The organism is Catelliglobosispora koreensis DSM 44566, assembly GCF_000379685.1.
GTDB classification, from domain to species: Bacteria; Actinomycetota; Actinomycetes; order Mycobacteriales; family Micromonosporaceae; genus Catelliglobosispora; species Catelliglobosispora koreensis.
The window spans coordinates 73,889-97,076 of record NZ_KB903289.1 but is presented as its reverse complement, the minus strand read 5'-3'; the positions used below and the strand labels follow the sequence as shown (position 1 = coordinate 97,076).

The following is a 23,188-nucleotide window of genomic DNA, read 5'->3' as shown; positions in this document are numbered from 1 at the left end:
CTATGCAGAAGGCCGACCGCTCTCATGAGCGGCCGGCCTTGGCAGTGCTAGACCTTGGCGAGGCGTTCTTCGCGTTCCTGTGCCCCGATCAGGTCATCTGGCAGCGAGTCGGGCACGTCGAGGTCGAACCGGCGCAGCATCCGGATCATGAAGCCGACGACGGTGATGACCATGAGGGCCACGCCGAACACGATGTAGGCGAAGCCGATCCCTCGCCCGGGGCCGGTGCCGATGATCTGCCCGACCGAGGACGCCAGCAGGCCGCCCGGGGCGAACCACGGTTCGAACAGCGCGGTCGAAGCAGGGGCTAGCAGAGCGAACCCGATCGGCAGCGTCGACCAGGCCATGGTCTGGTTGATGGCGAACACGCGGCCGTGGTATCGCTGCGGCACCTTCACCTGAACGATGGTGATGTAGATGCCTTGCGCGACCGACATCGACATGGCCATGAAGAACGCGGCCGCCGCGATCGCTGAAACCCCGGCGTGCAAACCGATCGCGGCGCAGCCGATGGCGGTTCCGAAGTTGGCGATGAGCACGCCGATCATGCGGCGCTTGCGTGGCCCGCCCCAGATCGACATGAGGATGCCGCCCGCGGCCATGCCTAGGGCTTCGGCGACGGCGACCTGTGCGACATCGGTGACGTTGCCGAAGGCGAGCACCAGTGGGGTGAACAGCACCAGTGCCGGGGCGAGGAAGATGTTGCCGATCGCGAAGTAGCCGATCATGAGCCGGAAGCCGCGGTGGTTCCAGGAGAACCGCATGCCGTTGGCGATCGCGGTGAGCAGCGGCTCGCGTGGCCTGAAGCCCAGCAAATCTGGGAAGCGCACTATCGCCAGCGTGCACACGGCCAGGATGTAACCGCTGATCGTGATGAGCACGATGCCGTGAAGGCTAATGGCGGCAAGCAAAGCCGCGGCCGCCAAGGGCATGAATAGCATGGCGAAACCGTTGGTCAGCTGCGCGATGCCCATGGCGTGACCGAGGTAGCGCTTGGGCACCAGCTGTGGCATAGCCGTCTGGAAGGCGATGCGCTGGAACGACGCCGAGACCTGTGTTAAGGCGACGAGGACGTAGATCTGCCATAGCGTCAGTGATTCGGTCCACAACAGAGCGAACAGCACCAGCTGCAGCGAGCCGGACACACTGCTGGCGATCATCATGATGCGGCGGCGATCGGCCCGGTCGGTCAGCGCACCGGCGACTGGCAGCGTGATAACGCCACACAGCAGCGCGATCGCCCACAGCAGGCCGAGGTTGGTGACCGACCCGGTTTGGGTGTAAAGCCAGATCGGCAAGGCGAACGCGGTCAGCGCGGCGCCAGTCGTGGCGATGAACTGGCCGAGGGTGATGGACAGGAAGCGGCCCATGCTGGGCTTGACCTTCGGTCCACTGCCCAGTTGCTGCGGGGTTTTCCAATCCCGCAAGGTCCAGGCCGCGTCAGCGCCACGAACGGCCGGGGTCAGCGGCTCGGTGTCGCCGGTGTCGATGGCCCGGTGGGCCGAGGTGACGATCTCGGCGAGTTCGTTCGCCCGGTACTTAAGGAAGAAGTGCCCCGCCCGGTCAAGCACCACCAGGCCGAGCGTCTCGCTGAGGAACTGCCATTCGGCATACCGCTCGGTGAAGTAGTCGGTGACCGGGTCCTCCGACCCGACGACCGAGATGATCGGCGCGCGCAGCTTGTCGACGCGTTCGTCGAGCAGCCGTGTGAAGTATTCCTCTGACGCGCGCGAGTCGGCACGCATGTTGCTGATGATCCGGTCAGCCTGCTCGGGGTCCAGCTCATCGGTGTCGACACCCATGGACTTGAGCCAGCTCGCGTAGTGGCGGTTGCTGCGCAGCTTCTCCAGTTTCGTGCGCAGCCGCGAGAACGGGCCCTTGGGGCGGGCGAAGGGGAACATCGCTCCGATGTAGACGGCCTCGAGTTCGCGGCCGGCGCCTTCGAGCTTGCGGGCGACCTCGGCGACGATGGCGCTGCCGACACCGCAGTGGCCGTAGAGGGCGATCGGGCCGGTGACCCGTTCCAGAACCTCGGTGGCCACCCGGCTGGTCAGTTCGTCGAACGGCAGCGCTGCTTCGTCGAGGCCGACGTCGTGACCCGGAATCGCCAGCGCGTAAAGGCCGTGCCCAGACGGCAGTGCTTCGGCCAGCGGCTGGTAGACGATGGCGCTGCCACCGCCGTAGGGCACGCAGATGTAGGTCAGCGTCCGGTTTTGCACCTGCGGGTTGAGGTCGTAAAGCAGGTTGCGTGGCCCGGTGTCGCCTTCGCCGTCGATCAGGGCACCAAGCTCGCGGATGGTGCGGGCCTGGAAGAGGTCCATCACCCCGACTTGCCGGCCGGGGCGGCCAGCCTTGCGGATTCTCGCGATGACCTGCGTGCCCAGCATCGAGTGGCCGCCGAGGTCGAAGAAGTCGTCGTCGATCCCGACCGCGGGAAGGCCGAGGACCTGTGTCCACAGTTCGGCGAGGAATACTTCGGTGGGTGTCGTTGGCTCAGCCATGGCCGTGTCGCTGTCGCGGGTGGCCACCGGTGCCGGCAGGGCCTTGCGGTCGAGTTTTCCGTTGGGCCCCAACGGAAGGGCGTCGAGGGTGACGAAGGTGGCCGGCACCATATAGTCGGGCAGCCGTGTCTTGAGAGCGGCCTTCAACTCGGTCGCCGTCGCCGCGCCGACGATGTAGGCGACGAGCCGCTTGTCGCCGGGGGTGTCTTCGCGCACGAGCACGACCGCGTCGCTGACGCCGTCTTGGTCGCGCAGGGCGCTTTCGATCTCGCCGAGCTCGATCCGCAGGCCGCGCAGCTTGACCTGATGGTCAATGCGGCCCAGGAACTCAATGACACCACCGTTTTCGGCACCGCGCCAGCGCACTAGGTCGCCGGTGCGGTAGAGGCGGGCGCCTGGCGTGAACGGATCGGGCACGAACCGCTCGGCGGTCAGCCCCGGGCGGCCGAGATAGCCACGGGCCAAACCAACGCCGCCGATGCACAGCTCACCGCTGACGCCAACGGGCACCGGGCGCAGCTGCGCGTCGAGCACATAGGTGCGCAGGTTGCTGATCGGCTGTCCAATCGGGACACTCGTCAGCCCCGCCAGCGCTGAAGGCGCACACTCCCAGGACGTGACATCGATCGCGGCTTCCGTTGGGCCGTATAGGTTGTGCAGCCCACACCAGGGCAGCCGGGCGGTGAAGTCCAGCGCCACGGCCATCGGCAGTTCTTCGCCGCTGCAGATGACACGGCGCAAGCTAGTGGCCGAATGGCCGTCGAACTCGCTGAGGAACACGGCCAGCATCGACGGCACGAAGTGAGCCGTGGTGATCTTTTCGGAGTCGATCAGCTCTTGCAGGTAGCCGGCGTCCTTGTGCCCGCCGGGGCGGGCCAGCACGAGGCGGGCGCCGGTTTGCAAGGGCCAGAAGAACTCCCACACCGAGACATCGAAGCTGGCGGGTGTCTTCTGCAGCACCGCGTCGCTCACACCGATCTGGTACGTGCGCTGCATCCAATCCAGACGGTTAACGACCGCCCGGTGGGTGTTGGGCACGCCCTTGGGCCGGCCCGTGGAACCAGACGTGTAGATGACGTAGGCCAGATTCCCCGGCCCGCTAAGGGATCCGGGCACGGGACCTTGCTCCCACTGCGCGGCATCGTCGAGATCGAGCACCGGAACGTCAACGGCGGGCAGCAGATCGCGCAAGCGCCGCAACGTCAGCACGACCGAGGCGGCGGCGTCTTCGACCATGAAAGCGATCCGGTCGGCTGGATACTCCGGATCCAGTGGTACGTAAGCACCGCCAGCCTTAAGGATGCCCAGCAGTGCCGCGACCAGTTCGACGGACCGTTCAGCGAACACACCGACGAGGGTTTCGGGCCCAACGCCGTTCTGCCGCAAGCGGTAGGCGATCCGGTTAGCCAGCGCGTCAAGCTCGGCATAGGTCACCGAAGCGCCCTCAAATGTCACCGCCACAGCGTCAGGTGTGCGCGACGCTTGTGCTTCGAACTGCTCGTGCAACGTGACCGCGTTCGGGAACGGCAGGGCGGTGTCGTTCCACTCCTGCGTCACCAAAGCCCGCTCGGCGACATCCATGATGTCGAGAGCGGACACCGCTGCCTGCGGGTCAGCCGCGATCGAGCGCAGCAACGCGGTCAGGCGGCCGGTCATTTGCTCCACCGTGGAGCGGGTGAACAGGTCGGTGTTGTAGACCAGCTTGCCCCACAAGCCATCGCCGACCTCGACCAGGTGCAGCTCAAGGTCGAAGCGGGTGGCCTTAAGCTCCATCGGCATCCACGTGAACGTCGTCTCGTCCTGCCCGGCGACCGAGGCGAACCGGCCCATCTCATAGTTCTGCAGCACGAACATGGACTGGAACACCGGTGAGCGGCTGACATCGCGGGCGACCCGCAGCTCCTGCACGACTTTGGCGAACGGCACGTCGGCGTGCTCGAAGGCGTCCAGGACGCTCGCCTTAGTACGAGAGAGAAGGTCTTTGAAGGCTGGGTCGCCGGAGACTTCGGCACGCATCGGGAGCATGTTGATGAACATGCCGATGACGTTTTCGAGTTCCGGTGCCGAACGCCCGGCGACCGAAACGCCGACGGCGAAGTCGTCTTGCCCGCTGTGCCGCGACAGGAAGACCTGCCACGCGGCAAGCAGGGTCATGAACAGAGTGCTGCCTTCGGCGCGGGAGAGCGCTTCGAGGCGGCCGGTCGTGCGGGCGTCGAGGGTCAGCTCGACAAAGTCGCCCTTGTAGGTTTGCGTCGCCGGGCGCGGGTGGTCCAGCGGCAGTTCCAGTGGCGCGACGCCCGACAGGCGCTGTTTCCAGTACTCCAGGTGCTGTGGCAGCCCGGCGGTGTCCTGCGCCTCGTGGTAGGCGAAGTCTCCATATTGGATCGGCAGCTCGGGCAGGTCGCCGCCGCGGTAGCAGGTGATCAGGTCGCGCAGCATGACATCGACCGACCAGCCGTCGCTGATGATGTGGTGCATCGTCAGCAGCAGCACGTGGTCGTCGCCGGCGATCGTGATCAGCAGCGCCCGCAGGAGCGGGCCGTTGGCCAGATCGAACGGTTCGGCGACCGTGGTCTCGACAAGTTGTTGTGCCGCTTGCCGATCGGGTGCCGTGGCGAACCGCAGCGGCGGGCTGACCGTCGTCTCGACGACAGCCGTGGGCTGACCGTCAGCATCGGCCGGAAAGCGGGTGCGCAGAGACTCGTGCCGCAGCGCCAGCTGGTCCAGCGCGGCGCGTAAAGCGGTGGTATCCACGGGTCCGGCGACACGCACCGGAACGGCGATGTGATAGGCCAGCTCACCCGGGGCGACCTGGTCCATGAACCACACGCGCTCCTGGGCCCAAGACAGCGGAGTGACCGCGCCTTCGGGGCGAGGGGCGATGGTTGGCAGGACCGTTTCGGGCGCGCGACGGCGCAGCCGTTGGGCGATAAGGGCCTTGCGGGCCGCTTCGCGGTCAGCGGTTACAGGATTGGATGTCATGCTGATTGCCCTGTCTCGGCGTCGAGTAGCGCCGCCACTTCGTCATCGGACAGCTGGTCTAGCTCTGCGGTAATGAGCCGTTCGATTTCCGTGGCCAGGTCTTGCACCACGGGGTGGGCGAATAGGGTGCGCACCGGCAGGTCGACGTCAACGGCCGCCCGCAGTTTTGCCATGGCGCGCATGCCACGCAGCGAGTTGCCGCCGAGGGCGAAGAAGTCATCGAGCGCGCTGACGCGGTCGACCTGAAGGATCGCGGCGAACACTTCGGCCACTAGCGCTTGCGTGTCCGTGGCCGGAGCCACATAGGCCGGCGCGGAGACCGTGGTTTCCACGGTGGGTGCGGGGAGCTTATCGCGGTCGACTTTTCCGTTGCGGGTCAACGGGATCGCGTCAACGGTGACGATGGCCTTGGGCACCATGTAAGCCGGAATCAGCTGCGCCAGCGTTTCCGCTGCCACTTCGTTGCCGACGATGTAGGCGATCAGGTCGTTGTCGCCGTCGGGGCCTGGGCGGGCGATGACGACGGCTTCGCTGACGCCAGGCTGTGCCAGCAGAACGGATTCGATCTCGCCTGGTTCCACGCGGATGCCGCTGACTTTGAGCTGCCGGTCGGCACGGCCCAGGTATTCGATGGTTCCGTCGGCGCGGTGGCGGGCCAGGTCGCCGGTGCGGTACATGCGCTGGCCTGGTTCGCCAAACGGGCACGGCAGGAACCGCTCGGCGGTTAGCCCGGGGCGGTTGAGGTAGCCGCGGGCCAGCTGCGGACCGGCGAGATACAGCTCACCAGCCACGCCGGGTGGCACCGGCGTGAGGGCCTCATCGAGCAGGTAGGCGCGCATGTTCCAGATCGGCCGGCCAATCGCGACTGCCCCTGCGGGCAGATCCTGACCGGGTGGGATGACCTCAACAATGCAGCCGACCGTCGCCTCGGTGGGGCCGTATTCGTTGATGACCGTCGCGTTTGGATGCGCCGAACGCCACGCCTGCAACGCTTCTGCGGTTAAGGCTTCGCCGCCGAGTACCAAATCGTTGGTGGGTGAATTCTTGGCGTCTAGCAAGGGGACTTGCCCGGGGGTCGCCTTGAGGAAACTTGGCGGGGTGCCGGCTTCGTCGAGGGCGGCCAGGCGCACAGCTCCCCCAGTCGTTAGCGGGCCGAGGAATCCGGTGACGGTTAGGTCGAAGGTCAACGGCGAATGCAGGTGCGCGACGCCGGCAAGGCCCGGATATGCCTGCCTTGCCCAGTTAAGGTAGGCATGGGCGGAGGCGTGCTCGACAACGACACCCTTGGGGCGGCCAGTCGACCCGGACGTGTAAATGACGTAGGCCGGGTGACGCACCTGCAAAGGCGCGAGCCGGTCCGCGTCAGTGACCGGCGTGTCATTCCCATCGGCAAAGTCAAGACTGTCAAGCGTCAACGTCGCGCCGGCATCGTCGATCAGCGACAACCGCCGCGAAAGCGGGCTCGACAGGTCAACGGGCAGATAGCTTCCGCCAGCCTTGAGCACCGCTACGGCCGCGATCACCAGATCGAGCGATGGCGGCAAAGCGAGTGCTACCAAGCGTTCTGGGCCTACGCCCCGGCTGATCAGCCCACGGGCGAGCCGGTTGGCCCGCGCGTGCAACTCGGCATAGGTTAGCTGCTGCCCGGCGTGCATGACCGCGACAGCGTGGGGAGTCTGAAGAGCCTGGGACTCCAGCATCTCCACGACCGTGACCGTGCTGGTGTCGTGAGCGGTGTCGTTGAACGCCTGGGTGACGAGCGCGTGTTCGCTGTCGCTGAGCAGCGGAAGGTCGCTGATCCGCTGGCCCGGTTCGGTGACCGCCGCGGTCAGCAGCCGCAGGTACCGCGCGGCGATAGCCTCAGCGGTGGACGCGTCGAAAAGCGCCGTGCGGTAAAGCAGCCGGCTGGTCCCCGGCGCGATGTCCATCGCCAGATCGTCTTTGGTCGTGCCGAGCTGAATGTAGTCGATTCCCGAGTCGGGGATGAAGTTGAACGCCGCCTGGAAAATGGGCGGTGCCAACGGATCCCGGGCCGGGGCGACCGCGTCCACGACATGCTGGAACGGTGTTTCGCCGTGCTCAAGGGAATCAAGCAGTTCGGCCCGAACCTGGGCGAGCACGTCGCCGAACGACTGCTCGCCACTGATCGCCGTGCGCACCACGACCGGGTTGACGAACATCCCGATGAGCGAAGCGACTTCCGCGCGGTCGCGGCCGCCACTCGAAACGCCAATGACGACATCGTCCGTGCCGCACAAGCGCGACAGCAACACCGCGTAGGCGCTGAGGAACACCATGAACGGCGTCGCCCCAGCCGCCTTGCCGACCTCGGTGGCACGGTCGAGCAGCTCGGCCGGCAACGGGAAGTGCACCTCGGCACCGGCGAATCCGGTGTCCTTGTCACGCGGCCGGTCATACGGCAACCCGAGCACCGGCGGCGCATCCGCCAGCCGGGACGTCCAGAACGCGAGCTGCTTGCGGTGTTCATCGCCGGTCAGGGTCTCGCGTTGCCACGCGGCGAAATCGGCGTACTGAATGGGTAGTTCCACAAGCGGCGCAACGGTTCCAGCAGCCGCCGCCTCGGTGAGGGTCTTGAGCTCGTGCTGGAAGATCACGTGCGACTGGCTGTCGAAGATCGCATGGTGGGCGACGAACAACAACACCCATTTTTCTTCGGTACGCCGGATGAGTTTCGCGCGCCACAACGGCGGCCGGTCAAGGGCGATGGCTTCCCGTGCCAACGTTTCGGCTAGCTCGCTGATGATCCGCGAACTCTCCTCCATGCTGGTGTGGCGCAGATCCAGTTCGGGCAAATCCAGCGGCTGCGGGTCGGAAACGACCTGAACCAGGGCGCCCTCTTGGATCCTCAGGTGCGTACGCATGCTTTCGTGCCGGGCCACGATCGCGCTCAGCGACGCGGTGATGTGCTCTCCCGTGATCCCAGCCGCGAAGAAGGTGGGGCTGGAAACGTTGTAGACCGGGGAGTTCAGGTCCAGCTGGTTGGCGATCCAGATGCGCTCTTGCGCGAACGACGATGGGGCAATCCACCCGTTGTCAGCTTGCGTCACGCTGAATCCTTTCCGGGGGCATACGCGTCAGCCATCGCGACGGCGATCTTGCGGGGACCGGTGAACGGCTCACGCCCGTGCGCCGCGGTCATGTTGTCCACCACCACGACGTCGTCACGGTGATAGTCGAACCGCGTCGTCGCCTGACGGTAGGCCGCCCGCAGATGCTCCATTGTCGACGGATCGATTTCCCCGCCGTCGCCGTAATAGGTGTTCGACGGCAGCCCGTCGGCACCGAGCATGTCCACGAGCGCTTCCTGCACATCGGCCGGCATCGACGTGACGTGGAAGAAGGTGGCGTGGTTGAACCAGCGGGGCACATCGCTGCCGGGACGCAGATGGATCGCGTCACGGACCGTCCTGGTACGCAGGTTGTCCTTGCCGTGCCACTCGGTCGCGATGCCGTTGGCGGCACAGTAAGCCTCAACCTCATCGCGGTCGTCAGTGTTGAAGACGTATTGCCACGAGGTGCCGAAGTCGCTGTAGAAGTTGCGCACGAGCATCCACCGGCGGCGGGCGAACTCCTCGCGTACCGCCGGGTCGATGTTGTTGTACACCTGGCGGATGTCGGCCAGTGGCGTGGCACCAAGGCTGTGCGGAGGCTCCACACAGTAGAAGAACAGCGTCAGCGGCCAGCTGGCCTGATAGGAATTCTCGTTGTGCAGGAAGATTTCCTCATCCGGCGGATAGTCGGTCGACGTGTACACGTCGCCTTTGATGGTGCTGCGCGGTGACGAACGCTCGGTGTAGGTCAGGGCCTGGCCGGAGAAGCTTTTGACCACGTCGCTGAATCCGTCGACGCCGCCGACCTCGAAACCGCGAAACAGCAGCGCTCCGTGGCTGGCCAGCGCTGAGGTGAACTCATCGTGGTGCTCGGCGATGAGGTCGGGCAGTGAGCCCGAGGGTCCCTCAGCCGAGATCACCAACGGCAAAGTGTTGTCTGTCATCGGTTTCTCCTAACGCACACTGAGGGGACGCATGTCTGTCCACACGGTCTCGATATGCGCTAGGCACTCGTCTTTAGTGCCTTCGAAACCAACGGCGGTCCAGCCCGCGGGCAGGTCGCGGCCTGCCGCCCAGATCGAGTACTGCTCCTCGTCGTTGCGGACGACGGTGAACCGGGGCTCGCTCATATGGTGCTCCTCGTGGCGTCAACAGTGGTCTCGGTGCTGCGTGGCCTAGGCAACCGTGGGATGGCTGAGGTGATGGCCGGTGGGCCTTGTTCCTCAGTTTTGAGGCCTTCCACGAGCCGGGCCATGCCCGCGACCGTGGGTGCCTCGAACAAACTGCGCAGCGGCAGCTTCACTCCGGCCGTCTTGCGGATCTGTGAGATCAGCTGCACGGCGATCAGGGAATTGCCGCCAAGTTCGAAGAAGTCGTCTTCGGCGCTGACCGCGTCGACACCGAGCACCGCACCCCAGACCGCGGCCAGTTTCGCTTCGGCCTCGGTGCGCGGGGCGATGTAGCCTTCGCGCTCCGATGTGGACGCTCCGGACGGTCCGGCCTCGGCGAGGTCGTCGATGACGGTTTCCTGCGTTAGGCCGGCGACACCGGCCAGGACCCGGTGCAGCGGCTGTGCCGTGATGACGACCTGACGGCCCAGATCGCGGCCCAGCGCCCGCCGGAACGCCTCTGCCCCATCGGCGCGGCCGATGCCAGACGCGGTCGAAGCGGCGGCCTCCGGCACGGCGGCGACCGTGTGCCCGACGCCTTGCATGTTCTCGCTCATCGCGTCACCGTCGATGCGCCGCAACATGAAGTCGCTGATCGTGACCAGTTCCTGCCCGGCCTCGTCGTAGAGCGCCAGGTCGGCGGACACGATTTCGCTGTTGACACTGGGGTGTTGGCGCAGGTGGCTGTAGAGCCGCGCCGGCAGTGCACCGCGCACGAGCAAACGCCCGTAGCCCATGGGCAGATACTGGCCTTCGCCAGTGCCGCGAGCGAACGCGGTCGCGACGTCGAGCAGCGCCGGGTGCAGCACCCAGCGGTCCAGATCGGCCAGCACCGGTGCCGGTGCTTCCAGAAACGCGAGCTGTTCTTCCGAACCGACATCGATGCGGCGCAGGCTAGCCCAGCGCGGCCCGAAGGTGAGGATCCCCGACTTTGACCGGTCGCCTTCGGCATCAATGTCGTAAGTGGCCAGAGCACATTTCGCGCGCACGGTTTCGATGTCGACGGTGGTGGCCGCGGCTGGTTCGGTCCAGCGCACGGTGCCGCGCACGTGGGTGACGGTCGCGCCGGCGGTCACGCTGATGACCTGGAAGTCCAGGCCGTCGGTGCCATCGCTGAATTCGACCCGCAGCTCGGCCGCGCCGCCGTCGGAGACCGCCATCGGTTGCAGGAACACGACATCGCGCAGTTCCACGCATTGGCCCGCTGCGCCTGGTGACACGGAAGCGAACGCGGCCCGCACGGTTTCGAGCTGGCCGGTGCCGGGCATGACGGGCACGCCGGAGATCCGGTGCTCATCGAGCACCCAGTGGGTGGCCGGTGCCACGACACCACTGGCCCAGCCGGGCTGCCCGGCTTCGCCGGTGTGCCGTGAGGTGATCACGGGGTGCTCGACCGCGGCGACCCGGTCGCCGCGCTGCAGCGCCCGGAAGGCTTGCGGGGCAACGACTTCGGCGGCCATGCCGACCTCTAGCCAGCCGCCCCAGTTCATGGAGGTGACCTGGGCGTTGAAGCCGTGGGCACCGCGGGCGAAGCTGTCGAGGAAGTTGTTGGCAGCACAGTAGTCGACCTGCCCGAAGCCACCGGCGACCGCGGTCACCGACGAGAACAGGGCGACGAAGTCCATTGGCAGGTCGGCGAAAACCTGTTGCAGGGCAAGGGTTCCCCGGATCTTCGGGGCCAGCACGGTTTCGGCGACGGCGCGTTCCTTGACCTCGGCCATCCCGCCACCGGCGACACCGGCAGCGTGGATGATGCCGTCGAGACGGCCAAATTCGGCGAGGGTACGCTCACGGACCGCCTGCAGATCCGAAACGCGGGTCACATCGGCGGCGAGCACGAGCACCTGGGCGCCAGCGGCTTCCATGCGCCGCACGGCCGTGATGGCCCGCCCGATGCGGTCTGAGGCGCCGTGGATGCTCACGTAGTTGTTCCACTCCTCGCGCGGAGGCAGCGGTGAGCGAGCCAGCAGCACGAGCCGGGCGGCGAACTTCTCCGCCAGGTCTTCGGCCAGCGTGATGCCCAGGCCGCCGAGACCACCGGTGATGAGGTAGACGCCGAGGTGGCGCAGTCCGGTTTGCTCAGTCTCGGGCACGTGAGCCTGTTCGTAGTCCTGGACCCAGCGCCGTCCCGCCCGCAGGGCGACCGAGACGGCACCTGTTTCGGACGCTAGTTCGCCGAACGCGGCCTTCAGATCGCTGGAGGCGCCGAGGTCGATGTGGCGCACGGTGACCGTGGGCGATTCCAGCGGCACGACCTTGGCGATGCCGGCGACGGTCGCGTGCTCGGGACGGGTGGCGTCAGTGCCGGTCACGTCTTGGGTGCCGATGGTCAGCACGTCAATGTGGACGGTCAGTTGTGCGGCGGCGACCGCCTGCACGAGGTTGAGCAGGCTGAAGAAGCCGTTGTCTTGCGCCTGCCAGGCACGGTCGGGGTCGCCGGCGGCCAGCTCGTCATCGAGGGCCCAGGCGTGCACGACGTGCGTTGGCGGATCCTCTTGCGCGGCAAGGGTGCTCACGAGCGAGTCGTAGTCGGCTCGCTCACCGGGGCGCACGTGGAAACGGCCGGGCTCTTCGGCGTACCCACTGCTGGGTTTGATCTCAATGACCTGTGAGCCGGCGGCCCGCAACTCCTTCGCGAGTTGCTCTCCGGCCTGCCCGGCACTGAAGACGAGGTACTTGGCGGCGGCTGGAACGCGCGCGGCGGCCAGGGTTTGCTTCCAGACCGGCAGGGTGAACCACTGGTCGACCGAGCGGGGGCCAATCGGTTCGGGGCGTGGCTCGTCCATGCCCTCGGGGATGATGGGGTCGACCCAGTAACGCTTGCGCTCATAGGGGTAGGGCACGAGCGGCACGCGGTAGCCGTGGTCGCCGAAGGTCTTGGCGTTCAGCGCGATCCCGGCCGCCCACAGCTGACCGGCGGCCGCGTAAAGGGTTTCCAGGTCGGTCTTCTTCTCCCCCGGCGCGGGCAGGCTCGCCAGCGGTGCGATGGCCTCGCGTGGGGTGTGCATGCGGGCCAGGCCGGCGAGCTGACGGCCGGGGCCGCACTCGACCAGCAGCCAGTCACCGTCAGACAGCAGCGTGGCGACACAGTCTCCAAACCGGACGGCTTCGCGCAGATGCTTGGCCCAGTAGGACGGGTCGGTGGCGTCTTCGGCCGTCATCCAGGTGCCGGTGACGTTGGACAGGAACGCCGCCGATGGGGCGTGCCGTTGCACTCCGGCGGCGAGCTCGCGGAACTCGGCCAGGATCGGTTCCATCATGGGCGAGTGGAACGCGTGCGAGGTGCGCAGTGCTTTGCTGCCAACGCCTTCACTGTCCAAGGTGGCGGCGAAACTGTCGATCAGCGGGGTCGGCCCAGCCACGACGCAGGCCATCGGCCCATTGATGGTGGCGATGGAGATGCCCTCAGGCAGCCGCTTAATGAGTTCGCTTTCCTCCAGCCGCACGGCCAGCATCGACCCGGCAGGCATGGACTGCATGAGCCGCCCGCGTGCCGCGACCAGGCGCAGCGCGTCGCCGACGCTGAACACACCGGCCAGCGTCGCGGCGACGTATTCGCCGACGGAGTGGCCGATCATCGCCGAAGGGCTGACGCCCCAGGACTTCCACAGCTGGGCTAGGGCGTATTCGATGACGAACAGGGCCGGCTGCGTCATTTCGGTTTGCGCCAGGCGTGCGTTGGCTGCCTCGTCGCCCGGCTGGCTTTCGGTCAGCAGGCCCAGCAGTTCGCGGCCGAACACGGCGTCGAGGTGTGCGACGCATTCGTCGATGGCGGCCTGGAACACGGGCTCTTCGCGGTAAAGTTGCGCGCCCATTCCGGCATACTGCGCGCCTTGTCCAGAAAGGAGGAACGCGACGCGTGGGCGGGCCGTCGCGTTGCCGTTGACGCGCCGTTTGCGGTCCGCCAGAGCGGCCGCGGCCTCGGTGGCGGTTGAGGCGACAACAGCGGTGCGGTGGGCGTGTTCCTTGCGGCCCACCCGCAGGGTATAGGCGACGTCGGCCAGATCGAGACTCGGGTTGGCCGCTAGGTGGGCTGAAAGCCGTTCCGCCAGTGCCGAAAGCGCCGTGTCGGTGTGCGCGGAGACTTGCAGCAGCTGACTCGCGCGAGTGGCGTGGCGCTCGCGGGCGATCTCGGGTGCTTGTTCCAGCACGGCGTGGGCGTTGGTGCCGCCGATGCCAAACGAGCTGACGCCCGCGCGCAGCGGCCCGCCCGGCGCTTCCCATTTCGACAAAGTCGAGTTGACGTAGAACGGGCTGGAGTCGAGGCCCAGCTTCGGGTTGGGGCGCTCGAAGTGCAGGCTCGGTGGGATCAGCCGGTTCTCCAGCGCCATCGTGGTTTTGATGACGCCGGCGATTCCGGCGACCGGGCCGAGGTGCCCGATGTTGGTTTTGACCGAGCCCAGGCCACACCAGCCGGTCTCGTCAGTGTTCTGGCTGAAGACGCTCGTGAGCGCGGCGACCTCGATCGTGTCCCCGAGACCGGTGGCCGTGCCATGTGCCTCCACATAGGACACCGAGCGCGGGTCGACTTCGGCGATGCCGAGTGCCTGGGCGATAACGGTTGTCTGGCCTTCCATGCCCGGAGCGGAGAAGCCGACCTTGTCGGCGCCGTCGTTGGTGACCGCGCTGCCGCGCACGATCGCGCGGATGTTGTCGCCGTCGGCGATCGCGTCAGACAGCCGCTTGAGGACGACCACACCGCCGCCGCTTGACCACACGGTGCCGGCGGAGGATTCGTCGAACGTACGGGTGTGCCCGTCGGGTGACATGATGCCGCCGTCGGCGAAGCTGTAGCCCCAGCCGTGCGGCAACTCGATGGACGCGCCACCGGTCAGCGCCATGTCGCATTCGCCGTTGCGCAGCGCCTCACACGCCAGGTGGAACGCGACCAGGGTGGTCGAGCAGGCGGTGTGGACGGTCATGCTCGGCCCGCGCAGGTTCAGGTTGTACGACACGTGCGTCGGCAGGTAGTCGGGGTGACAGCCGGTCAGGATCGACAGTGAACCGGCGGCACCCATCACGGCCGGGTTACGGCGGATATTGCGCCACTGGTATTCGTCGCCGCCGATGCCGCCGTAAACACCGATCTCACCGTCGTAGCGGGCCGGGTCGTAGCCGGCGTCTTCGAGCGCGGTGTGGCTGAGTTCCAGGAACAGCCGGTGCTGCGGATCGCGCAGCTCGGTCTCGCGCCGGGACATGCCAAACAAGGCGGCGTCAAAGTTTTCGACATCGTCGAGGACGAACGCGGCCGGAACGTAGTTGGGGTCGTTCAAGTCGTATTCGGGGACTCCAAGCGCGGCCATGTCGGCCAGCGATGACCGCTTTAGCGCGTCCACACCTTCGACAAGGTTGCGCCAGAATTGCCCCGCTGATCCGGCACCCGGCACCCGGCAGGCCAATCCAACAATGGCAATAGGTTCCACTGATGCGTCTTCAAGCATCACTGCCTGCCTTTCTCGTCGGCGAGTCCCCGGTTATCTGCTGATCGGCGCCGGGTTAGGTGTTTACGGGCCGCGATACGTTGTGCGGCCCGGTCGAGCCCCGGCTTGGCGGCGGTGCCGTCTAGGTGTGCGGCGAACCCCCGGATAGTCGGGAAACGGAAAAGATCGACGATGTCGAGTTCCCGGTCGAGCAAAGTGGACAGCCGGGCCTGGACCATGACGATCGCCATGGAGTGCCCGCCGGCCTCGAAGAAGTTCGTTTTGACCCCGATGCGGGGCAGGCCAAGGACTTCGCGCCACACGCCGGCGACGATCCGTTCGGTGGGGGTATCGGGTTCATCAACGGAGGTTTCCGGCGGCCCGGCCACGGGGCGTGGCAACGCGGCGCGGTCGACTTTGCCGTTGGGGGTCAGCGGAAGCACCGGCAGGAGCATCAGCGTGGCTGGCATCGCGTAGTCCGGGAGCAGCCGGCCCAGGTAGTCGCGCAACGCCTCGGCGGTCAGGCCGGGCCCGGACGCCACGGCGTACCCACGCAACACGAGCTCGGCCGGGCCGGCATCGGCGATGACAGCAGCACTGTGCACGCGCGGGTGAGCCAGCAGAGCCGCTTCGACCTCACCGAGCTCAAGCCGGAAGCCGCGGATCTTGACTTGGTCGTCTTCGCGGCCGGCCAACGTGACCGCACCGTCGGGCTCGTAGCGTCCGAGGTCTCCCGTGGCATACATGCGGTCCTCCTCGTCGTGGTTGCCACCAAACCGTGCGGTGGTGCTGTCGTGGTCCAGCACACCGTCGCGCAGGTATCCGGTGGCCAGGTAGCGGCTGCGGATGGTGACCCGGCCCAGTTCGCCGATTCCGGCGGGCTGTCCCTCGGGTCCGAGCACGAGCAGTTGCACGCCGTCGATGCCGTGGCCGACCGGAACCGGGCCGGCTTTCTCGGCCGGTGTCACGACGTGGTACGCCTGCGCCTGCGGGGTTTCGGTGGTGCCGTAGAAGTTCACGACCTTCGCCGCTGGGGCCAGCCGGCTGATGCGGGCGGCGTCGGTGTGGGTCAGCTGATCGCCGCCGATGGCCACGAGGCGCAGGTCTGGCAGGTCCGCGCGGGCGCCCGCCAGCAGGAGCCGGATCAGCTGCGGGGTGGCGTGCAGCACGGTGATGCGTTCACTGGCAAGCCATCCAGCCAGGCGCACCGGGTCACGTGCCAAGTCGCCAGGCGGGACGTGCAGCACGGCCCCAGTCGTGAGTGGAGTGAAGATCTCGCGCAGCAGCGGGTCGTGTGACAGTCCGCCGAGAAGCGCGAAGCGATCTGTCTTTCCCAGGTTCATCGTGCGGGCGTACCAGTCGGCGAAGTGTGCCAAGGGTTTTTCGTTCGTGAGCACGGCCTTGGGCTCGCCGGTGGTGCCAGAGGTGAACGAAATGTAGCCGCGTTGGGCAGGCTCGACAGCCGTGGCAGAAGTCCCGTGCGCGGGCACGATCACGGGCAGCTCGTGCAGCCCATCAGGAATATCGGTGTCTGGGCAAACCAGAAGTGCTTGGCAGCCAGCCACTTTCGCTTGTGCCACCAAACGCGCCTCGGGCAGCGACGCGTCCAGGATGGCCCACCGGGCCCCACTGGCCAGCACACCGAGCATGAGCCCTGGCAAGGCGATGTCCCGGCTAGAGAGGATGCCAACCGCCGCACCATTTGACAGTCCGGCCGCCCGGATCGCGGCGGCGACGCGCTGCTGCTGGGCGGTAAGGTCCTGATAGGACAGTCGCTCGTCACCGCCGCTGACGGCAACACCATCGTGGATCGCTATGCGTTCCAGCACACCGTCTCCGGACCACGCCGCAAGCTCGGCATCAGCGCCGGCCAGCGATCCACGCATCGACGCCGCGCCAGCCGGCCGGGCCGGGTCGCCGACGAGTTCGCGCAGCACGTGCGTGTAGCCGCTCAGCATCGCCTCAACACGTGCGGCGGTGAACAGATCCGGGTTGTAGACCGCCTGCAAGCCATAGCCGTCAGCGTCTTCAGACACATAGAGCGTGAAGTCGAACAGCGAACCTGGCAGCCCGGGCCGCTCCGGCCGGGCGGTGATTCCCGGCAGCGTCAGCTTGGGCTGGGCGAAGTTGTACATGTTGAACAGCACCTGAATCAGCGGGTTGCGGCTCAGGTCCCGTTCGGCACCAAGGGTGGCGACGATGCGCTCCAGTGGAGTGTCCGATCGCGCCAGCGCCGAGGTCACCGCGTCTCCGCACGCGCGCACGTGCTCAGCGAAGTCGTTGTCATCGTTGACGGTCAGCCGGATCGGGACTGTGTTGACGCAGAAGCCCACCATCGGCTCGAAGTCGGGGTGACCCCGGTCGGCCACCGGCGCGCCAATGATGACGTCGCGCTGCCCGGTCAGGCGGCGGGTCAGCTGAGCGAAAGCCGCCAGCAGCACCACATAGGCGGTGGTGTTGAGTTTGCCCGCGAGCGCGTGCAGGGCGGCGGCCACCTCGGGCTGAATCTGTGCCGAGGCTGACGCGCCGCGGAACGTCTGCACCGGTGGCCGGGCACGGTCACGCGGCAAATCAAGCACCGTGGGCACACCTGCCAGACGGTCCGTCCACCAGGTGAGGTCTTGCCCCGACTGCTGTTCGTCACGCTCACGCAGCCAGCTGGCGTAGTCGGCGTAACTGGCGGGCAACGGTTCCAGGACCGGCTCGGCGCCGGTGACCGCCTGCGCGTAAGCGACAGCGAGATCCTGGTAGAGCACCTCTTGCGACCAGCCGTCGAACACGTTGTGGTGCACGGTAAGGGCCAGCACATGCTCGGTTTCGCCGAGCCGGATGAGCTCAACGCGCCACAGCCGGTCGCGCGCCAAGTCGAAGCGCTGATTGGCTTGCCGCTCAAGCATTTCAGCGAGTTTCTCTGGTTGGCCCAGATCAGTGATCGTCAGCCCGGCGTCGTCAGGAACGGGATCGACAACCACGAACGGGGTGCCATCGGTGTCGGGGAACCGCCACCGCAACACATCGTGGCGGGCCAGCACCGCCCGGAACGCGGCAGTGAACGCGTCGTAGTCGAGAGGTCCGTGCAGGCGTTCGGCCATCGCGATGTTGTAGGCCGGAGAGTCCTGGACCAGACGGTCCACAAACCACACGCGCCGTTGCGCGGGCGATAGCGCGGGCCGCTGCCCACCCTTCACCTTGACGCCGGTGACCGGTGCGGCCTCCACGCGGGCGGTGAGTTCAGCGACCGTTCTGCCCTCAAAGACATCCTCGACCGTGACCGCCCGGCCGAGTTCGGCCCGGATCGCCGCGACGAGCCGCATCGCCAGGATCGACTGGCCACCGCAGGCGAAGAAGTCGTCGCCAGGCGAAGGCATTGGCGTGCCCAGAATCCGGCTCCATAGCGCACCGACCGGCGAGTGCTCTGCGGCCTCGTCGGCGGCGGCGGGAGTGTTCATGGCACGCAGGGCTTTGACGTCAACCTTGCCGGACGCGTTGACCGGCAACATATCCAGCACCACGACCCGGGTCGGGATCATGTAGGACGGCAACCGATGCGCGCAATACTCCCGCAGCGCGGCCAGATCCGGAGCGTCGCTTGGGGCGAGGTAGGCGACGAGTTCACCACGGCCCGGCTCGACGTCGGTAATCGCTTGCGCCACTTGCGGATGCGAACTCAGCACCGTCTCGACTTCGCCGAGCTCGACCCGCTGACCAGAGATCTTCACCTGCCGGTCGAGGCGGCCCAGGTAACGGATGCCGTGCACAGGATCCTGCACGACAAGGTCACCGGTGCGGTAAAGCCTCGCCCCCGGCACCCCGCTAAACGGATCGGGGACAAAACGATCGGCAGTCAGCGCCGGGCGGTTGACATAACCGCGCGCGACTTGCACGCCGCCGATGCACAGCTCCCCGGCCACTCCATCGGCACACAGGTTCAGGTCGCCATCCAAGATATAAGCCAGGCAACCCTTTAGGGGGTACCCAATGGGCAGTGCCTGTTCCCAAACGCCCTCAAGGTCGGCGCCGACGACGCAGACCGTGGCCTCAGTGGGGCCATACCAGTTGTGGAAACGGCGCTCGCCCGTTGACCAGCGGGCGACCTGTTCGGCGCCGGGCGGTTCGCCACCGGCGAAGATGTGACGCAGGCAGGGCAGCCGGTCTGGGTCCACCAGCGGCAGGATCGCTGGCGGCAGCCAGCCCCACGTGACGCGGTGCTCTTCGAGGAAGTGCTGCAGCCGGGCCGGGTCGATGCGGTCGTTGTCGCCGAAGAACGCCACGCTGCCGCCAACGATGAGCGGGCAGAAGATGTCGAAGGTGGACACGTCGAAGCCCAGTGACTGAAACCCAATGCTGACCGTGGTTTCGTCCAGGGCGAACTGTTGCGCGGTGGCGGTGATGAAGCTGACCGTGTTGAGGTGCGACACGACAACGCCTTTGGGTGTGCCCGTCGACCCAGAGGTGTAGAGCACGTAGGCGGCGTGGGCGCCGGTCGCCTTGTTGGGTGGCGGCACCGCACCGGTGGTGCGGCCCGGCTCGCGCACTAGGCGCACGCCGGTGCCGTCCAGGGCACTCGCTCCGGCGTCATCGACGACGGCGATGGTGATCCCGGCGTCGGTGATGACGAAGTCGCGGCGTGCCGCCGGATGCGACAGGTCCAGCGGAACGTAGGCGCCACCGGCGAGCATGATGCCAAACATCCCGACCAACGTGCCTGGTTCCCGCCGGCCGCACAGGCCGACCCGGGTTTCCGGGCCGACACCTAGCTTTTGCAGCTCGATGGCCAGCGCGCTAGCCCGGTCGATCAGCTCGCGGTAGGTGATGGTCTCATCCCACTGCCGGATAGCGATCGTGTCCGGGTTCTTAGCCGCCTGTGCCACAAGATGGTCAAACAGCAGAACCTCAGTCACCGGTGCCTCCGTAGCGCACGGGTTCGGGATCGCAGATGTGCATGCGCAGTTCGGAGAAGTAGGTCTCGCCGTTGGCGTCGGGCACCCACGTTTGTTCCGGAGTGGGCAGCATTTCGGTGACGGTGACGCGCACGTCCGCGCCGGCCGCTGTCCGGGCGCCACGCAGGATCGCGCAGAAGGCACTCACGAGCGCCGGGCTGCTCAAGTCCACGAACGACGGTTTCGTCTCGGTGGCCACGGAGACGAAGACCCGGTCGGGCAGCCCGAGGGACTCACGCCACCGGCGCGCGGCCAAGTATTGCTGCTGTTCACCTTTGGCGTCAGCGAGCCCGGTCGCGCCCACGGTCGTGCGCCACGTTTCGCGGGCGAGCACCATCCGGTCGACGGTGATGCGCGGGGTGTAGCCGGTGGCCTCGACAAGTTTGAAGGCGCCTTGGGTGTGGATGGAAATGAGTTCGGCGAACATCTCAACGATCGGCCAGCTTTGCTCGCCGTCACGGACCTTCAAGTAGCCGTCGGCGTCATCGACGGTCAGCGCCGCCAGGCGCAGCAGCCGGCCGGGTTCGGCACCGGGAGCGGGCATGAACCCCAGCTGTTTGTCGGTCTCGTTATAGAGCGTGTCCGCCAACCGCGCTGACAGTCGCGGCCACGTCAGCGGATACAGCGGGATGACCCGGCCCGGGGCGAGGTCTTCGAGCAGCTGTGCGCGCATCTCTTCCACATTGGAGGCGCTGAGCAGGAAGCCGCCAACGTCGAGAGCCTGCCAGGCGGCATGCATCTCACCGAGCACGACGCTGAAATCGCCGCGCCGCAACGCTTCCACGCTCTCAGCACTGATGTGCAGATCAGGGCTGTGGATGCGGGCCGCTGACCAGGCCGGCGCCGTCGCCGGGAAGAAGCCGGCGATGCCTTCGGCCAGATCCGTGCTTTTGAACGTCACCGAGCGGGTGCCTTCGGGCAGGTGCTTGAGCCCGAACAACTCCGACCAGCGGCGGGCGAAATCGGCGGTCACCGCGTCGATAGGACGATCGGTTTCACCGAACAGCAGACCCTGGGCTAGATACCACAGTTGCCCGAACGACACGCTCGCCGTGGCATTGTCGCGCGCCAGTTCCTCGTAGATCTCTTGCAGGATCGCCAGGTAGGCGTCAGCGGCAGCGGCGGCCAGCCAGCGCGAGGCTTGCAGAAGCAGTCCCATGGGTGCGGCGATGGCCTCGATGACCTCACCGCCGATCGTGACGTCAAGGTCACGTGCGCATTCCTCAACGACGAGCGTGCGCCCCGCATACATTTCGCCGTGGCGGCGCTGGGGTTCCAGCCCGGTGAGGTCGCGGAACACATCGTCGAGCGCGGCGAGGGCGGCGCCGAGTTCTTCTGGCTGGCCTGCCGCTGCCGAAACCCGGTCGCGGGCGCGCTGCAACTGGGCCAGGCCGGACAGCGCCTGCTCGCGCAGGGCGGCGTCGCCAATCGCCGTAAGCCGTTGCTGCAGCACCTTTTCGGCGGTCAGCAGCACCGGCAAGTCGACGTCCCAGCGGACGATGCGGCGCTCGGCGAGCTGGCCGAGCAACATCAAGGCATCGGGGGTACTGCGAAGCAGCGACGAGGAATCGGCCACCGCAGCCTGGGCGACCTCAACGGCGGGACGCTTGCCGTCGCACGCGGCCAAAAGCGCCGCTTCGGCGGGCGTCACCGTCACCGCGGGCTGCGCCGGGCGCAGCAGTTGCCGTCCGGCCAAATGCAGCTCAGGGGAAACCGTGGGCGCGAGCCATTGCCGGGCTTGCGGATCGGCGGTGACTTTGTCGCCGTAGGCCGATAGTGCCCAGTGTTCAAAGAAGACCCACCGGTCACGCAGCAGACCCGGCCCTGGTTCGACGGTGATGTTGGTGGCGGAGTCCTGTGGCTGCAAGGTGATCCACGAGGTCGGCCCGAAGAAGCCGACGGTCTCATTCTTGGCGCAATAGCGTTGCCAGTATTGCGCGATCGTTTCTTCGCGCTGGCGCCGCTTGGAGTTACGTGCCGCGGCGGCGCCCTGTTTGCGGACGCCTTCGACGGCGTGCAAGGCGGTGCGGTTCTGCCAGGTGACGGCTTCACGAAACAGCGGATCGTCGGCGATGGCCCAGATGTGCGCGGAAGTTCGCTCCCCTGCCTGGGTGAAAGCTGTAACGTAGGCGGCTTCGTCGGCCTCGCCCCGCAGATGCGCGTCTGCCGTGGCGGCCAGTTCGGCGTCGGCTAGCCGGTTGAGGCCGCTCGCGGGGAAACCGGTCGTGCGCAGCAATGCGGTTTGCCAGGTGTGCCAGCCGGTGTCAGCCAGGGGAACGAGGTGCTTTCCGGGCTGTGGGCGTGCTGGCGACTCACGAAGATCCTGGCGAATCATGCGAGTGACCTCGTCTGCGTTGCTGTGCAGGAAGAAGTGGTCCCCGGCCACCGTGTGCAGGCGGAACCCTTCACTGGTGTGGTCATCCCAGCCTCTCATCTTCTCCGCTGGGACTGATCCGTCGGACAGTCCGGCGAAGCCGACGATCGGCACTGGCAACGGTTCGCCAGGCTGATACCGATAGTTGTCTATCCAGTGGAAGTCGGCCCTTAGTACGGGTAGGAGAAGCTCACGCAACTCAGGGATGTCGAGGACGCCGGACGGCGTACCGCCAAGGTTTTCCAGTCGCGCCACAAACTCGTCGTCTGGCAGATCGGCGATGCGAGCGATCGGCTCGAATTGGTCTGGCGGCCGGGATGCGGCGACGTAGAACCGCTTGGGCATCGGGGCGCCGCGGTGGCGCAGCACGCGAATCACGTCGAACCCGAGCCGGGCGCCCATGCTGTGCCCGTAGATCGCGTATGGACGGTTGATGCGGCTGAGCATCGCGTCAGCGACCTCTTCAGGGTCGATCTTGAGCGGCTCGGTGATGCGGTTTTCGCGGCCCGGCAGCTGAATCGGCTGCAGGTCCACTGTGGAGGGGAAGGCTTGCTTCCACGATCGGAAGGCGGAAGCGCCGCCACCGGCGAAGGGAAGGCAGAACAGCGTCACTTCTGCTTCCCCGCGTGCGCTTGCGGTGAAGTATTCCTCCGCCGTGCCTTTCATGCCCGCATCGTCCGGTCGAGATAGTTGAACGTCTTACTCTGTTTCACAAGTGCTCCCCGGGGCGC

7 protein-coding genes are annotated in these 23,188 nt (G+C 66.8%); all 7 read right to left on the bottom strand.

Features of this window, described 5'->3' with window-relative positions:
- Window positions 1–47 precede the first annotated feature (47 nt).
- From A3E1_RS0128300 to A3E1_RS0128270, 7 genes are read right to left on the bottom strand one after another with little or no spacing between them, the layout of a single operon-like run.
- A complete protein-coding gene (locus tag A3E1_RS0128300) occupies window positions 48–5,483 on the bottom strand; it encodes a non-ribosomal peptide synthetase/MFS transporter (protein WP_020524170.1) in 5,436 nt (1,811 codons plus the stop codon).
- On the bottom strand, window positions 5,480–8,551 hold the full coding sequence (locus A3E1_RS0128295; protein WP_020524169.1) for a non-ribosomal peptide synthetase: 3,072 nt from the start codon (window positions 8,549–8,551) through the stop codon (window positions 5,480–5,482). The genes A3E1_RS0128300 and A3E1_RS0128295 overlap by 4 nt, the downstream gene beginning before the upstream one ends.
- The gene (locus A3E1_RS0128290) at window positions 8,548–9,498 is read right to left on the bottom strand and encodes a TauD/TfdA family dioxygenase (protein WP_020524168.1); all 951 of its coding nucleotides are present in this window, start codon (window positions 9,496–9,498) and stop codon (window positions 8,548–8,550) included. Before A3E1_RS0128290 ends, A3E1_RS0128295 begins: the two co-directional genes overlap by 4 nt.
- A gap of 9 nt (window positions 9,499–9,507) precedes the next feature.
- On the bottom strand, window positions 9,508–9,684 hold the full coding sequence (locus tag A3E1_RS0128285) for an MbtH family protein (protein WP_020524167.1): 177 nt from the start codon (window positions 9,682–9,684) through the stop codon (window positions 9,508–9,510).
- On the bottom strand, window positions 9,681–15,164 hold the full coding sequence (locus A3E1_RS0128280; protein ID WP_020524166.1) for a type I polyketide synthase: 5,484 nt from the start codon (window positions 15,162–15,164) through the stop codon (window positions 9,681–9,683). The genes A3E1_RS0128285 and A3E1_RS0128280 overlap by 4 nt, the downstream gene beginning before the upstream one ends.
- A complete protein-coding gene (locus tag A3E1_RS45175) occupies window positions 15,164–20,044 on the bottom strand; it encodes a non-ribosomal peptide synthetase (protein WP_020524165.1) in 4,881 nt (1,626 codons plus the stop codon). The genes A3E1_RS0128280 and A3E1_RS45175 overlap by 1 nt, the downstream gene beginning before the upstream one ends.
- Window positions 20,037–23,123 carry a thioesterase domain-containing protein gene (locus A3E1_RS0128270; protein ID WP_020524164.1) on the bottom strand — a complete coding sequence of 1,029 codons (3,087 nt, stop codon included), beginning with the start codon at window positions 23,121–23,123 and terminating at the stop codon, window positions 20,037–20,039. Before A3E1_RS0128270 ends, A3E1_RS45175 begins: the two co-directional genes overlap by 8 nt.
- Window positions 23,124–23,188: the final 65 nt, after the last annotated feature.

Bases quoted from the DNA above. Each gene is read 5' to 3' on its own strand.
- A3E1_RS0128290 (WP_020524168.1), bottom strand. From the start codon at position 9,498: ATGACAGACAACACTTTGCCGTTGGTGATCTCGGCTGAGGGACCCTCG.
- A3E1_RS0128285 (WP_020524167.1), bottom strand. From the start codon at position 9,684: ATGAGCGAGCCCCGGTTCACCGTCGTCCGCAACGACGAGGAGCAGTAC.
- A3E1_RS0128300 (WP_020524170.1), bottom strand. From the start codon at position 5,483: ATGACATCCAATCCTGTAACCGCTGACCGCGAAGCGGCCCGCAAGGCC.
- A3E1_RS0128280 (WP_020524166.1), bottom strand. From the start codon at position 15,164: ATGCTTGAAGACGCATCAGTGGAACCTATTGCCATTGTTGGATTGGCC.
- A3E1_RS0128270 (WP_020524164.1), bottom strand. From the start codon at position 23,123: ATGAAAGGCACGGCGGAGGAATACTTCACCGCAAGCGCACGCGGGGAA.